Genomic DNA, 14,537 nt, shown 5'->3' with positions numbered 1-14,537 from the left:
CTAATCTTTGATTTTAGATAAGATTGCTCTATTAACACCTGTCACTCGAACTTTCTGCCCCTCTGTTAAAGTGATTTGAGATTTAGTAGGGGAGAACTCATTACCGATTAGTTCATAGACTTGATGATCTTGTTCAGGGTCAAAAATCGTTAAATAACCTAGGCCTCGATTAGTTGTTAATTCGTACTCTCCTGCAGGTACATCTAAACCAATCTCCCAAACACCGGAAGTTAGTTCGGTTTGCATTTGAGTTTCCACAGGCTCTATAAATACTTGTACAAACCCATCAGCCATTACGGTGAAATCTTCTTTAAGATCAACCGTTAAAGTAGGGGCAAACCCATGACCAACGTAATCTTTTATTAAGAGGTTATCGTTTGAATCGTAAACCTCCACATTGCCCCCGCCTTCACCATATATAGAATATCTTCCTTCAGGCAATTGAAGGTATTCTTGTCGGTCTATGTATGCTGAAATGATTTCTGCATTATCGTTGTTCCGGTCGCTTGTAAAAAAGATTTCATCACTTGCGGATAATACTTCTGCTTTTTCATTTTTATCAACAATTTCATGGTTGTCTATATACGCTGAGGCTGCTTCTGTTTTTTCGGATGTTTGACAGCCAGTGAAAATAGCCAAGCATCCAAATAAACCAGCTAATAACAATACGTTCTTCATTATCATTAACTCCTACTTGTCGCCTTTAGTTGATTTAGTTCTTGATAGTATTTTTCATAGTATTCGAGTGTGCCTAGTGGACCAATCGCAAGCTCTTCATCGTATTCTAATAACGTTTCGATCATATTGATTTGGTCATTAAATGAAAGGTGGCTAAATGGTATGCATAATAATTGTGAGATATATTCATGGTCATTCCCTAGATTATATTTTTCTTTAATCACCTTGTAATCGTCTTCATTAACATTGATCTTGAGGTAAGCATTCTCATGACGGTTTGGTTTATGCTCATGAATGAATTTGCCACCTTTTAAAAACAATACTCTGTCTGCATATAAGTCCAAGTTCTCTAGTAAATGCGAAGCGATAAAAATTAGTTTATCTTCGTGTTTCATCTCAATCAGCTTATTTGAAATTAACGCCACATTTGATACATCGAGTCCATTCATGACTTCATCCATCAGCATAATCGGTGAATCAGCTGCGACCATCATGGCAAAACAAAGTCTTTGTCGCATCCCTAATGAATAAGTTTTAACTTTGTTTCTAACGTAATGATCCATATTGAGTCCATTTATAATCGTTTGAATATCTTTTTTTCCTTGCCACATGTTTTTGTATAATTTCATATGGTCCAAGCCAGAAAGTTCTTCAAACAGGTCGCTTTGATTTGGGAATGTCGCTAACTGTTTATGGATTTTAATTTGATCTTTTTCAGTTTTGTATGTGTACTTTCCGTTAAATTTAACTTGTCCTGAATCCGGTTTTGTATAGTTAGCCATGACATTAAATAGAGTGGTTTTCCCAGTTCCATTCGGTGCTGCAAGTCCAATAATTTCACCTAATTCTGCCGTTAGGGACACTTGATCTAATACGATGTTATCACCATAAGCAATAGATAAATCTTTGATTTCAATCATTTGTAAGCCTCCTTAAGACTTAATTCTTCGTAATTGGTTTAAGTGAAAATTCATATTATAGAAATTCAGTTTTCTGATTAAATAAATGATGATTAATAATCCGACCGACAAGCCAACAAACCACGTCATCGCATTCCAGTAATCTAATGATGATTTACTAAGCTCTTCGGCCCAGTGGCCTGTCAAAATTTCATCTAAGTGAATATACATAAGCGGTTGAAGAACTGGTAATTCACTAAGTTTGGATGCAAACAATTTTGGCAGTAGTAGAATTCCTGTACCTACCAATATATTGGCAAACGCATGTTTGAATAGTAGATTTAGCACAACAGAGAGTACTAGCAATAGCAGAGTGATAGCCCCCAATCCTAAGAAAATCATGAATATAAATTGGTAAATCGGGATTGCATCATAACTACCGTTGTTGTAATAGATTATTGGATAGTTGAAGTAACCCAATCCATTTTTAAAATATGCTGTTAAGCCACCCAATAATATGCCGACGGTTAATGCTCCCATAATATATGAAAAATGGATTGATATTTTTACAAGAATTTTTATAAAAAAATCAATAGGTAGCCCACTCATTACAGTTGAGTGCTCCTTTTCATAAGTAAGAATTTCATTTCCACTAATAAACACAGCCAAACAGAATAGGAGCCCTGTTAAGGTACTTAAAGCGGTCACTAGAAAATCACTGGATGTATGATCATTCTGTTCTATTGGTAGTCCATTTTGGTCAATGTATTCGATGTGTTTTAAGTCTTTCGTAATTTCGCTTTCTGGAATGATAAAGTGTTCTGGTATACCTTCATTATTGTGTTCATGTACAAATTGTTTCTCTTCGATGAGTATGTATTCTTCTTCTATATAAGCTTCACGATCACGGTTGATATGCCAAACTTGCATTCCAATTGACTGTAATTGTCTTAGGATACTTTCATGAACTTGTACCCCTGTTTCGGTGTTTTCCTCCATATCTGGTAGCTGGTTCACAATCGAATCATAATCAGCTCTTACCTCATACTTTTCATCCTTTAGTGTCTCTGTGTAGGTTGTGCTTTGTTGAAAGAACAATATCGGGAAAAATAACACGAGAATTAAGGCAATAAATAAGTGTTTTTTATTTGTCATTAATACTTTTAGCTCAAATAGCATATATTTCCAAAGCATATGTTATAGTCCTTCCTTGTCACTAAGATTGGAAAAAGCTTCGTTGGTTTATGAATCTAGTTGTGACCCAGAGTAGTATTTCAATGATTAGAATAGTAATGATTAAAACAATTAAACCTTGTGTGAAGGTTATAGTATCTGTATTAATTAGATAGTTTTTCTCAAGTGTCACTACTTTCCCTATATCAAAAAACGTTTGAGGAAAGTAACTTAAATCAATCCCAAATAGATCTCTTGTTGATCGGTCAAAATAAAGTCGCTCAGAAAACAGAAGTGCTGTTCCGATAAATAGCACGGCCCAAGTGTTTTTGATTAATAGGCTAACGAGCAAATTAAATCTAATAAATAAATAGACTACGATTGGAATTAAAGCTAGTGATTTTAACAAAAATTCTTTCATAGACATATAATCATAAGCTTCAAAGTAGAATAGTCGAAAGTCTGTTTTAAATGGAATTTTCATATCTAAATAGCCAAATCCATGTGTTAGGGTTAATAGAACTACTCCAACTCCCAATACACCTATTAACATAAGTAAAGTGTAAGCGAATGCAGCAAGGCTTTTAATATTTAATAACGAATACCAAGGCGTAGGGAAACCTTGTAGTAACGTTTGGTGTGAACGGTCTCTAATAAGAATGTCACTACTGAAGTAGATCGCTGCAAAAATCATTAAATAGATGAAGTTACTAGATAGGAATTGTTGTATCTTTTGGAGTGCTGTTCGTTCTTGGATCATGGAGTAAGTAATTGGTTCTTCATCATTTAAATAACTATGAAAGCGCAAAATATTTTTGTGATAAAGGTGTTGCTGGTCTTTGCCCGGTAATGGTTCTTGATAGAATAAGTTGCTTTCTCGGTAGTCTTTAAATCCTCCGTTAAGAAGGTAGTTCGTTCGAATATGTAAGTATCGTTCGTAGTTTTCATTTTCATATGCTGTGATCATCTTTTGGTATTGGTCTAAGTAGTTTTGCTGAGAAGCGAAATAAGCACCAGTCATTGGATAGATTCCTGTATACCCCATTTCTCGGCGCCATTCTTGAGTGGACTTAAGGTCCTGTACGGTATGTGAAACCTCTTCTTTCTGAAAGGACTCAATATTATATTCATTTGGTAGAATCATAAAAATATAACTTAATAGAAGGACAAGTAAAAAGACTATAAATAATATGTTCTTTTTACTGAAAAAGGTAAGTTTAAATTCATGCTTAAACAGTGAGCGCTTCATGACTAGACTCCTTATTATGTAGAGTATAAAATTTAATATTTGTAATAAAAACAGATTGATAGAGAGTGAACAATGGTGAATCGTGTAATGTATATACGAAATTAGTCGCAAAAATAACCAAATATACCTATTAGCTTAAAGCAATTACTAATAATTGTAAAGTTGAGAATTTTAGCAATTTTGATAAGATAATGGTTAACAATTGTACTAGTTGTTGGTATTAAAGCTTATTATTTAGTGGGACGGTGTGGGTTTGTGAATTAGTTCACAAAATTATCAATGGTTCGTAACAAACCTTTAACTGATTTCAGATTAGTAAATAGTCTGTATGGGGTATCATAAGAGTGAAGGGGAGATGCACATGTATAAGAAGCATGAAAAATGGTTGATTATCCTCAGTTTTACGATTGCAATTATTATGTTGATCTCGATATTAGGTCGACTTTTTTAATAGAACTAAATGTATAGGACAAGTTTTTTAAATTAGGGGGTTGTTCTGATGATGGAGTACGATCCGGTCTTTTTCAGTCGTACTTTAACGGGGTTAACGCTAGCGTTCCATATCCTGTACGCCACAATTGGTGTAGGGGTTCCGTTAATGATTGCGATTGCCCAGTGGATAGGGATTAAAAAGAATGATGAACATTACATCTTATTAGCTCGCCGTTGGACAAGAGGTTTTATCATTACGGTCGCTGTAGGTGTTGTAACAGGTACAGCGATAGGGCTTCAATTGTCACTCTTATGGCCTAACTTTATGGAGTTAGCTGGACACGTGATAAGTTTACCGCTATTCCTGGAGACATTTGCATTTTTCTTTGAAGCGATTTTCTTAGGTATTTATTTATATACTTGGGATCGATTTGAGAATCAGAAGAAGCATATGCTCTTGTTAATACCAGTTGCCATTGGGGCTTCGTTCTCAGCATTTTTTATCACAATGGTGAATGCGTTTATGAACACGCCTCAAGGTTTTGATATCGTTAATGGTGCTCTAGTCAATGTTGATCCTATTGCAGCGATGTTTAACCCAGCAACACCGACTAAAGTGGCGCACGTTTTAACAACGGCTTATATGACGTCAGCTTTTGTGTTAGCATCCATTGCTGCTTTTCATTTATTTAAAGGTCGAGACCATATTTATCATAAAAAAGCCTTGTATTTAACTATGAAGATTGGTTTAATCTTTTCGATTGCGACTGTTATAGTTGGGGACTTCTCTGGTAAGTTCTTAGCTGAATATCAGCCAGAAAAATTAGCTGCAGCTGAGTGGCATTTTGAGACTGAAGAGGGTGCCCCACTTATGATGTTTGGTTGGCTAGGTGAAGATGGTGAAGTGAGAGGAGCTCTTAAAATTCCTTATGCCCTCAGTATTTTAGCACATAGTGACCCAACAGCTGAGGTGATAGGTTTAAATGAGTTTCCAGAAGAGGACCATCCACCTTACATTGTCCATTATTTCTTTGATTTAATGGTCACCATCGGAATGTGGCTGACGTTTATTTCGGCTTTTTATTGGATTGCAGTGAGACGGAAATGGAAAGTAATTAAAAACAAAGTCTTTAATTTTATACTCGTCTTATCTGGACCACTATCATTAATAGCCATCGAAATGGGCTGGTTCTATGCTGAGTTTGGTAGACAGCCTTGGATTTTAAGAGGCTATATGAGAACGCCAGATGGAGCCACGTCAGCGGCTTATGTTGATACGATGCTGTGGCTATTTGCGGGCTTGTATTTAGTCTTAGGTACAGCAAGTATCATCGTGTTACTTCGCATGTTTAAGAAGAACCCAGTAGAAAGGGAATTAGAGGATCATGCTTATGAAAGAGGTGAGGGGTAATGGATTTAGCGATTATCGGAGTATCCGTACTTTGGCTATTTTTATTTGGCTATATCATCATTGCCTCCATCGATTTCGGGGCCGGGTTTTTCAGCGCGTATAGCGAACTGGCGAATACTAAGCATGTGTTACACCATATTATACAGCGTTATTTATCGCCTGTTTGGGAAGTCACAAATGTCTTTTTAGTCTTTTTCTTTGTGGGCATTGTGGGATTCTTCCCAAGTACTGCTTATTACTATGGAACGGTACTATTAGTGCCAATAAGTATTTCTATCATACTTCTTGCAATTCGTGGGTCTTATTATGCTTTCCAGACCTACGGAGCAAAGGATAGTAAAGTTTATATATTTTTGTATGGCTTAGCCGGTCTTTTGATTCCTGCATCACTTTCCATTGTTCTAACCATCTCAGAAGGTGGTTTCGTAGAGATAGTAGATGGGAATCCGGTTCTCCTTTATAGCGAATTGTTTTTTAGTCCACTGACGTGGAGCATTGTTATCTTAAGTGTCGTGAGTGTGCTATATATTTCAGCGACGTTCTTAACGGCCTATGCAGATGTCGCTGAAGATTTCGCAGCAAGAGAAATATTAAGGAAGTACGCACTCGCTTGGAGTTGGCCGACTATTTTATCTGCTGGATTGATCATTTGGCAGTTAAGACAGCACAATGAAGCCCATTACGCAAACATCATGGATATTTGGTGGGTGTTTGGCTTATCTGGAGTATTTTTTGCGGTAACAGTATTTCTATTGTGGAAACGTAAATTTTATAGCTTGGCGTTTTGGAGTTTAATTATTCAATTCGGTCTTGCATTTTTCGGATATGGCGTTTCACATTACCCTTACTTGTTATATCCGTATTTAACGATCTATGACGGATTTACTAACGATGCGATGGCACAGGCGTTAATTATCGCATTTATCGCAGGCTTTGCACTGTTAGTTCCATCTATCTTATTACTCGCAAGATTATTCCTGTTTAACCGAACTTACGTCAAAGGTGAAGACCAAAGGAGGTATTAATGATGGATCATTTCTTAATCACATACGCACCATTTATTGTGGTGATTATCTCAATTGTTTTAGCTTTCTGGTCAGGCTTAAAAGACGATGCAGTGAAATAAAGAAAACGTGGATTCGGATTTCGAATCCACGTTTTTTATTAGGGTTGAATTCCTTAAAATTTTTACTTAAGAAAATAACATCTCTGTTATAATAAATAAAAAAATGGTGATGCGAATGAAATTGAATCGTATGGTTGTTCATATAGTTATTCTGACATCATTGAGTTGTATTTTTTTATACATAATAGAACAAGTTATTGGGGTTCATTATGCTATTAAAACTTTGAGTAAAGTACTTGTATTTTTAATTCTTCCTTTGTTATACATAAAATTCATTCTAAAAGATTCAATAATTAATTTCTTACGTTTTGATCAAATTGACCGTCGAAGGCTAAAGCTAGGGTTTGGTTTAGGCTTATTATCGATGGTGATTTTAATATTGGCTTTTATTCTACTTGAAGAGTACATTGATGGTGAGGCTATAATACTGGACTTAAAAAATAGACTCGACATCTCATTCAAAGAATATATTTGGATTGCGGTATATATTACATTTGTAAATTCTCTTTTAGAAGAGTTTTATTTCAGAGGGTTTATATTTTTAAAACTATATCAATCGGATTTTCCAGTGTTAGGATATTTGTATTCCTCCGCGTTATTTGCGGTGTACCATGTTGCGATCTTCGCCACATGGTTTAGTTGGGAATTAATGTTGTTAGCGCTGGCTGGATTATTTGTAGTTGGGTTGATTTTTAATTGGTTAAATACGAAATCAAATAACTTCTTAAACTCATGGATTCTGCATATTTGTGCCGATATTGCGATCGTGTTAATTGGTTTTTATTTATTCTGGACGATTTAATAAGAAGGTGAAAAGATGGGGCAGTTAGTATTTGTATACGGAACATTGCGACAAGGTGAACGAAATCATTATTTAATAGATTCAGCCAAGTTAGTCACTAGACAAGCTTGGCTGAAAGGTAAGTTGATTGATACGGTTCAAGATTATCCAGCATTATTGCTTGGGTCTAACGATAGAGTATACGGTGAAATTTATGAAGTGAATGACGAACTATTGAAAACGCTGGATAAGCTGGAGGGATTTACTGGACAGGGTAAAAAGAACCACTATGAACGTTGTGAACAGGTTATTTCTAGTGATCTTGGTGAATTTAAGGCATTAGTATATTTTTATCCAAAAGAGGTTTCTGACTCGCCTGTTGTTCCATTTGGCGACTGGCGTTTGAAAAAGTTATTGGATCAAGGGACACCTTTATATTTTGCTTATGGCTCTTGTATGGATTATGAGAGGATTGAGCTTGCAGGCAAAATAGCTGAGTTTAAGACATTAGGGCTTGGTTCTTTGCACGATTATGAGCTTCAATTTACAGTGCGAGCAGACGATGGAGGCAGAGCGGACATTGTTGAAACACCTGGTCAACATGTTCAAGGAATTGTCTATGATATTACAGAAAAGGCTTTAGAGTATTTGTATGAGCGTGAAGGTGTTTATTTAGGAAAGTACCGTCCAGCAGTTGTCGATGTGGAGTATAACAATCGTGTTTTACCTATGTTGACGTTTATTGTGATTGATAAACTTGATGAAGTCGCACCACCTGATCATTATTTAAATGAGATATTGCGTGGAGGGAAGCCACATTTGTCCGAAACGTATTTAAAAAATATCGAGTTGCGTGTAAATAGATTAAAGGTGGGGAATTAAGTGCATTATACATATATGTTAAGGTGTAGTGACCAGTCATTATATACAGGCTATACGAATGATTTAGAAAAAAGACTTTCTAAACATTTGGCAGGGAAGGCTTCTAAATACACTAGAGCTAGACTCCCGGTTGAAATGGTTTATTATGAAATCTTTGAGACAAAGTCAGAGGCCATGAGTCGTGAGGCAAAAATTAAACAGTTCTCAAAAAATGAAAAAGAGGATTTAGTTGTAAGTTTTAAGACTTCTAAAATAGTCTAATAGTCATTATTTATTAAAAATATTAATTTTTATGGCTATTTCTTGATAAAATTTGGGTAAAGAATATTAGAGTTGAAGGGAGATGAAGTATTATGGACTTTTTGAGTACCGTCATTGATTACGGGAATACGTTTTTTTGGGATTATATTTTAATTTATTTATTAATTGGTGCAGGCCTATACTTTACGTTCTTTAGTAAATTTGCACAGTTTCGTTTGTTCCCAGAGATGTTTAAGGTTATTGGTGAGGAAGCAGTTGAACAAAGTGGTAAGCGTGGGACAAACGCCTTTCAAGCATTCAGTATAAGTATTGCATCACGTGTTGGTACCGGTAACTTAGCAGGTGTGGCGCTTGCGGTTGCGATTGGTGGACCGGGTGCAGTATTTTGGATGTGGATGATCGCCCTAATTGGTATGGCGACAGCGTTTATTGAAAGTACATTAGCGCAAGTATATAAAGTGCCTGATAAAGATGGATTCCGTGGTGGCCCCGCTTACTACATAGAAAAAGCGCTCGGTCAACGATGGATGGCTGTCTTATTCTCAGTTTTAATTACCATTACATTTGGTTTAGTATTCAACGCTGTTCAGGCTAATACGATCTCTGAAGCGGTTGAGAAAGCATTTGGCATTGAGCATTATGTGACTGGAATTATTTTAGTTTTACTAGCTGGTATCATTATTTTCGGTGGTATTAAGCGTATTGCAGTAGTTTCGGGTACGATTGTACCGATTATGGCTTTCATTTATATTGTTGTAGCCTTTATTGTTGTAATTATGAACTTTAGTGAAATTCCACGTATATTTGGAATGATTTTCTCTCATGCCTTTGGACTTGAACAGTTTGTCGGCGGTGGTGTCGGTGCTGCTCTAATGCAAGGTATTAGACGTGGTCTATTCTCGAACGAAGCTGGTATGGGTAGTGCACCGAACGCAGCCGCAACTGCTGGTGTTAACCATCCAGCAAAGCAGGGTCTTGTTCAGTCGTTAGCTGTATTCTTTGATACCATTGTGGTGTGTAGCTTCACAGCATTTATCATTTTACTTTACAATGATTTCGCAAGCCACACAGAAGATGGTATTCAATTGACACAAACAGCCTTAAGTGCACAAATTGGTGATTGGGCAACGATTTTCTTAGCGGTAACTATTTTCTTATTCGCTTTTAGTTCAGTAATTGGTAACTATTACTACGGCGAATCAAATATTGATTTCTTAAAGAATAATAATACTTGGAGAAATATTTATCGATTTGTTGTATTAGGTATGGTTATGTTTGGTTCAATGGCATCTATTGATATCGTATGGAACATGGCTGACTTATTTATGGCGATGATGGCCATAGTCAACTTAGTTGCAATTCTGTTACTAAGCAGAATCGCACTCGCCATTCTCAAGGATTATACAGATCAGCGTAAAGATGGAAAAGACCCATCCTTCCACGTAAATAACGTTCCAGGACTTAAGAACGTTGAGTGGTGGGGCGCTCAAGACCGAGATAAATAAAAAACATAAGAAGTCCAGTTCAGAACTATTGAACTGGGCTTTTTTTGTTGTCAATAAGAACTGTGTAAACGTCAATAAGAGGCGCATTTGTCGATAAGGCTAGTGCGATTGTTGATAGAGAAGGCTGAAATGTCGATAGGGGACATGTTTTTGTCGATAGGAGTGACGTGAATGTCGATAGGGAAAGTTCTTTTGTTGATAGGAACAGTCTAATTGTAGATAGAGAACGCACTTTTGTCGATAGGAGTGGCGTGAGTGTCGATAGAGAGCATACTTTTGTTGATTGGGGCGGCTGAAATGTTGATAGAGAGCATACTTTTGTCGATAGGGCCTGCGTGAGTGTCGATAGAGAGCATACTTTTGTTGATTGGGGCGGCTGAAATGTTGATAGAGAGCATACTTTTGTCGATAGGGCCTGCGTGAATGTCGATAGAGTACATACTTTATTCGATAGGGGCAGCATAAATGTCGATTGGGGGCAATCAACATGTTTGAAAATTTTAAAAACGGGAAACCGAATAAAAAAGAGCCCCGTTAATGAGGACTCTTAATTTACAACTTCTTGATCTGATTCTTCCCATTTGTCAGCCCAGTTTTGAATTTCGTTTAAAACGGGTTCGAGTGCTAACCCTTTTTCAGTTAAAGAGTACTCGATTCTGACAGGTGTTTCATCATAAACTGTACGCTTAACGATTTCTTCTTTTTCAAGATCTTTTAATCGTTCTGATAAAACACGACCACTAATACCAATTTCAGACTCAATATTACAGAAACGCTGAGAACCATTTAATAGTTGAAAAACAATTAAGCCGGTCCAACGTTTATTTAAGATTGATAATGCTTTTTCGAATTTTGGGCAAATGTTTGTATCGGCCATTTTATTCACCTCTTTGTACCTATTATAACTCAAAAATGTATTTTTTAAAATGGTTAATTGTTACTTGACGTAAACAATTATTAATTATATACTTACTTACATAAAGTAAGTTATTTAAGAGGAGGAATTTTATAATGGCAACAGTTCAGTTAGACAAAGTACACAGTGCAGTGTATTTCACAGTAAAGCACATGATGGTTTCAAAGGCTAAAGGAGAATTCCAAAACGTAGACATCGAATTTAATGGTGATGTTGATAATTTAGAAAACGCTAGTGTAAAAGCTATTGTGGATGCTTCATCTATTGAAACTAATAATGAGGATCGTAACGGACACTTAAAATCAGGTGACTTCTTTGACGTTGAAAATCATCCGAACATTGTATTTGAAAGCAAATCTGTTAAAAAAGTAAGCGATTCTGTATACGAAGTAACAGGAGATCTTACTATTAGAGGTACAACAAACGAAGAAACGTTTACAGTTGTTCATAATGGTGTTGCGAAAGACCCAATGGGCGGTAACATGGTTGCTGGATTTGATGTTGAAGGAAAAATTAATCGTGAGGACTATGGTTTAACTTGGAACGCAGCATTAGAAACAGGTGGCGTTCTAATCGGTAAAGAAGTTAATTTAACTGCAGCATTTGAATTTGTAATTGAAGAGTAAGTAATAGTAAAAGCCAGGTTTCCGCAACCTGGCTTTTATTTTATAAAAATTTAAATATGTTTACCTTAATCCTTTTTCTTCTAATATCTCAATTAATAAATCTGGTCGATCAGTAATAATTCCATCGGCACCTGCATCGATTAACTCACGCATGGTTTCTTCATCATTAATGGTCCAATAATGTACATCCATTCCTAAACGATGGGCGCCTTCAATGACTTCCTCGGTAAAAAAGTCAAAGTACTTATTCTTGACAGGTAGTTGAATGGCATGTCCGTTAGGCTTAAAAAGGTTTCGCGCCCAAAGTTTATTCGTAATTATAAAATTGAACGCTGACTGTTCACCTGTACCTAAGGCAACCTCGCCTTGAGCATATTCGTTAAATTCATCAATTATCTCCTGGTCAAAAGATGAGACCAATACTTTGTCTTCCATTTCATATTCTTGAATTAGCTCCCACAGTTTAAAGGCAATGTCACCATAAAGCTGAGGCGGGTTGGTGTGTTTAATTTCAAGCATGTAATGCATGTCTGGATACTCTTGAAAGACTTCCTCCAATGTTGGCTTATACACGCCAAGTCCTCTAAAGGAATATTCACCATTCAAGTCCATAAAATGAAACCCTGCATCAAGCATCTGGAATTCTTCTAAAGTTAATTCAGCAACTAAACCTGATCCATCTGTTGTACGGTCCACAGAAGGATCATGCATGAGAACAAGGTGTCCATCTTTAGTGATATGAATATCTAGCTCAATTAAATCAACGCCGAGTTCAGCTGACTTTTCAATCGCTGTCATAGAGTTTCCGGGCGCTATTAAATCACCTGCTCTATGAGCGATTACCAGTGGTCCACCTTTTTCGGTTTCCAATACAGAAGGTTGTTTAACAGTGGGTTGTGGTTGTTTATATAAAATGTAAAAGGCCAACGAGTAGACCAATATAATGGATAGTAGTATTAGAATAAGTCTTTTAAACATTTAATTCACTCCAGCGAAGTTCACAATCTGTCCAGCTTTTACTATATGTATGATAGTTATATACCTTTTTTCTAAGTGATTATAACATTTTTAAAGGAATTTTCGTGTTTAAATAATGAATTGATGTAAAGTAAGTGATAAGATTATTTTAATACAGTAAATTATGAAGGGAGCAATTAACATGCAAGAACAAGTAATTCAGTATTTAAAAGACAATCGAGAACATCATCTTAATCAATTAAAAGATTTTTTAGCAATTCCTAGTATTAGCGCATTGTCTGAACATCATGACGATGTTGTGAAAGCAGCTGAATGGGTTAAAGACGATTTGTTAAATAGTGGTTTTGATCGTGCTGAAGTTATGCCTTCAGACGGAAAGCCGGTGGTATATGGTGAAGTCATTAAAAACCCAGATGCTCCGACTGTTTTAGTATACGGACATTACGATGTGCAGCCTGTAGACCCAGTTGAATTATGGGATTCTGAACCGTTTGACGCAACTATTCGAGATAATAAATTATATGCGCGTGGTGCAACTGATGACAAGGGCCAAGTTTTCATGCATATGAAAGTTATGGAAGCAGTTCTTAAAAACGTTGATACACCTCCAGTAAACTTTAAAGTTTTAATAGAAGGTGAAGAAGAAATCGGAAGTCCAACATTACCTAAGTTTTGTGAAGAGCACCAAGATATGTTGGAAGCTGATTTAATAGTTGTATCTGATTCTGCGTTAATTGAAAAAGGCAAACCAACGATTACATATGGATTACGCGGATTAGCAGGTATTCAAATTGATGTAAAAGGTGCAAAAGGAGACTTACACTCAGGAGAGTATGGTGGAGGTGTAATGAATCCAGTCCATGCACTTGTGAAAATTTTAGATTCTTTCCGTGATGAAAACAATAAAGTGTTAGTTGAAGGATTTTATGACAAAATTCCTGAGCTATCTGATGATGAACGTAAGGCTCTTGCAGCAGTTCCATTTGATGAAGAGAAATTACGTCAAGATTTAGAAGTACCTGAGTTAACGGGTGAAAAGGGTTACTCATATGTGGAACGTACGTCAGTTAGACCGACACTTGAAATCAATGGTATCTATGGTGGATTTCAAGGTGAAGGGATTAAAACTGTACTACCTTCAGAAGCAGCTGCCAAAATCACTTGTCGTTTAGTTCCAGATCAAGACCCAGAGGAAATTGTAGATCTTTTAACTAACCATGTTGAGAAGAATGCACCTAAAGGGGTTAACGTAACAGTAACACCATTCGATAAAGGAAAGCCATATGTAACACCGTTTGATCACCCAGTAATTCAAACAGCTGCGAAAGCTTATGAAAAAGTATATAACGAAGAAACAGCATATATTCGTGGAGGCGGCTCAATCCCAATCGTTGCAGAACTTGATCGTATTTTAGAGGTGCCGGTTGTGCTTATGGGCTTCGGTCTACCAGATGAGAACTTACACGCACCGAACGAGCATTTCCATTTAGAAAACTTTGATAAAGGTATGGAAACATTAGCTCATTACTGGTTTATGCTTGAGGATGTAAAATAGAAATTTACGGAAAAACACTCGTTGATTCTTCGAGTGTTTTTCTTATAAAACATGATAAAATAGGT

General features: G+C 36.3%; 15 protein-coding genes. 9 read left to right on the top strand and 6 right to left on the bottom strand.

From position 1 onward, the window contains the following. The 4 genes from ACTWQB_RS05720 to ACTWQB_RS05705 are packed head-to-tail and all read right to left on the bottom strand — an operon-like array spanning window position 1 to window position 3,999. The gene (locus tag ACTWQB_RS05720; protein WP_443138225.1) at window positions 1-678 is read right to left on the bottom strand and encodes a hypothetical protein; all 678 of its coding nucleotides are present in this window, start codon (window positions 676-678) and stop codon (window positions 1-3) included. A gap of 5 nt (window positions 679-683) precedes the next feature. After that, window positions 684-1,598, bottom strand: a complete 915-nt coding sequence (locus tag ACTWQB_RS05715; RefSeq protein WP_443138224.1) for an ATP-binding cassette domain-containing protein — start codon at window positions 1,596-1,598, stop codon at window positions 684-686. Between the two features lie 12 nt (window positions 1,599-1,610). Further along, the gene (locus tag ACTWQB_RS05710) at window positions 1,611-2,771 is read right to left on the bottom strand and encodes a hypothetical protein (RefSeq protein WP_443138223.1); all 1,161 of its coding nucleotides are present in this window, start codon (window positions 2,769-2,771) and stop codon (window positions 1,611-1,613) included. 22 nt (window positions 2,772-2,793) lie between these two features. Then, complete coding sequence (locus ACTWQB_RS05705; protein WP_443138222.1) at window positions 2,794-3,999, bottom strand: hypothetical protein; 1,206 nt, start codon at window positions 3,997-3,999, stop codon at window positions 2,794-2,796. 499 nt (window positions 4,000-4,498) lie between these two features. Here ACTWQB_RS05705 and ACTWQB_RS05700 point away from each other — a divergent pair, with 499 nt between their 5' ends. From ACTWQB_RS05700 to ACTWQB_RS05670, 7 genes are all read left to right on the top strand, one after another. Further along, window positions 4,499-5,842 (top strand): cytochrome ubiquinol oxidase subunit I, encoded by a 1,344-nt coding sequence (locus ACTWQB_RS05700; RefSeq protein WP_443138221.1) that lies wholly within the window; start codon window positions 4,499-4,501, stop codon window positions 5,840-5,842. Next, the gene (locus ACTWQB_RS05695; RefSeq protein ID WP_443138220.1) at window positions 5,842-6,867 is read left to right on the top strand and encodes a cytochrome d ubiquinol oxidase subunit II; all 1,026 of its coding nucleotides are present in this window, start codon (window positions 5,842-5,844) and stop codon (window positions 6,865-6,867) included. Before ACTWQB_RS05700 ends, ACTWQB_RS05695 begins: the two co-directional genes overlap by 1 nt. Before the next feature lie 2 nt (window positions 6,868-6,869). Further along, window positions 6,870-6,968: a cytochrome bd oxidase small subunit CydS gene (cydS, locus tag ACTWQB_RS05690; protein ID WP_377330150.1), complete on the top strand. Its 99-nt coding sequence runs from the start codon at window positions 6,870-6,872 to the stop codon at window positions 6,966-6,968. Between the two features lie 256 nt (window positions 6,969-7,224). After that, a complete protein-coding gene (locus ACTWQB_RS05685) occupies window positions 7,225-7,770 on the top strand; it encodes a CPBP family intramembrane glutamic endopeptidase (protein WP_443138219.1) in 546 nt (181 codons plus the stop codon). A gap of 15 nt (window positions 7,771-7,785) precedes the next feature. Continuing rightward, complete coding sequence (locus ACTWQB_RS05680) at window positions 7,786-8,631, top strand: gamma-glutamylcyclotransferase (protein WP_443138218.1); 846 nt, start codon at window positions 7,786-7,788, stop codon at window positions 8,629-8,631. A gap of 15 nt (window positions 8,632-8,646) precedes the next feature. Next, window positions 8,647-8,892 carry a GIY-YIG nuclease family protein gene (locus ACTWQB_RS05675; protein WP_443138327.1) on the top strand — a complete coding sequence of 82 codons (246 nt, stop codon included), beginning with the start codon at window positions 8,647-8,649 and terminating at the stop codon, window positions 8,890-8,892. Between the two features lie 92 nt (window positions 8,893-8,984). After that, a complete protein-coding gene (locus ACTWQB_RS05670; protein WP_443138217.1) occupies window positions 8,985-10,397 on the top strand; it encodes an alanine/glycine:cation symporter family protein in 1,413 nt (470 codons plus the stop codon). A 547-nt stretch (window positions 10,398-10,944) separates the two neighbouring features. On the opposite strand, the gene ACTWQB_RS05665 is transcribed toward ACTWQB_RS05670, so the two are convergent. Further along, on the bottom strand, window positions 10,945-11,274 hold the full coding sequence (locus ACTWQB_RS05665) for a winged helix-turn-helix transcriptional regulator (RefSeq protein WP_443138216.1): 330 nt from the start codon (window positions 11,272-11,274) through the stop codon (window positions 10,945-10,947). Between the two features lie 134 nt (window positions 11,275-11,408). Between ACTWQB_RS05665 and ACTWQB_RS05660 the strand changes: the two genes are divergently transcribed. Further along, window positions 11,409-11,939: a YceI family protein gene (locus tag ACTWQB_RS05660; protein ID WP_443138215.1), complete on the top strand. Its 531-nt coding sequence runs from the start codon at window positions 11,409-11,411 to the stop codon at window positions 11,937-11,939. 60 nt (window positions 11,940-11,999) lie between these two features. Here ACTWQB_RS05660 and ACTWQB_RS05655 read toward each other — a convergent pair whose 3' ends face one another. After that, a complete protein-coding gene (locus ACTWQB_RS05655) occupies window positions 12,000-12,917 on the bottom strand; it encodes a glycerophosphodiester phosphodiesterase (RefSeq protein WP_443138214.1) in 918 nt (305 codons plus the stop codon). A 181-nt stretch (window positions 12,918-13,098) separates the two neighbouring features. On the opposite strand from ACTWQB_RS05655, the gene ACTWQB_RS05650 reads away from it, so the two are divergent. Continuing rightward, window positions 13,099-14,472, top strand: a complete 1,374-nt coding sequence (locus ACTWQB_RS05650; RefSeq protein WP_443138213.1) for a dipeptidase — start codon at window positions 13,099-13,101, stop codon at window positions 14,470-14,472. Window positions 14,473-14,537: the final 65 nt, after the last annotated feature.

Source organism: Piscibacillus sp. B03 (assembly GCF_052246295.1).
In the GTDB taxonomy this organism is placed as follows: Bacteria; Bacillota; Bacilli; order Bacillales; family Alkalibacillaceae; genus Piscibacillus.
Note: the sequence above shows the minus strand (reverse complement) of the source record. Positions and strands in the feature narration are given on the sequence as shown.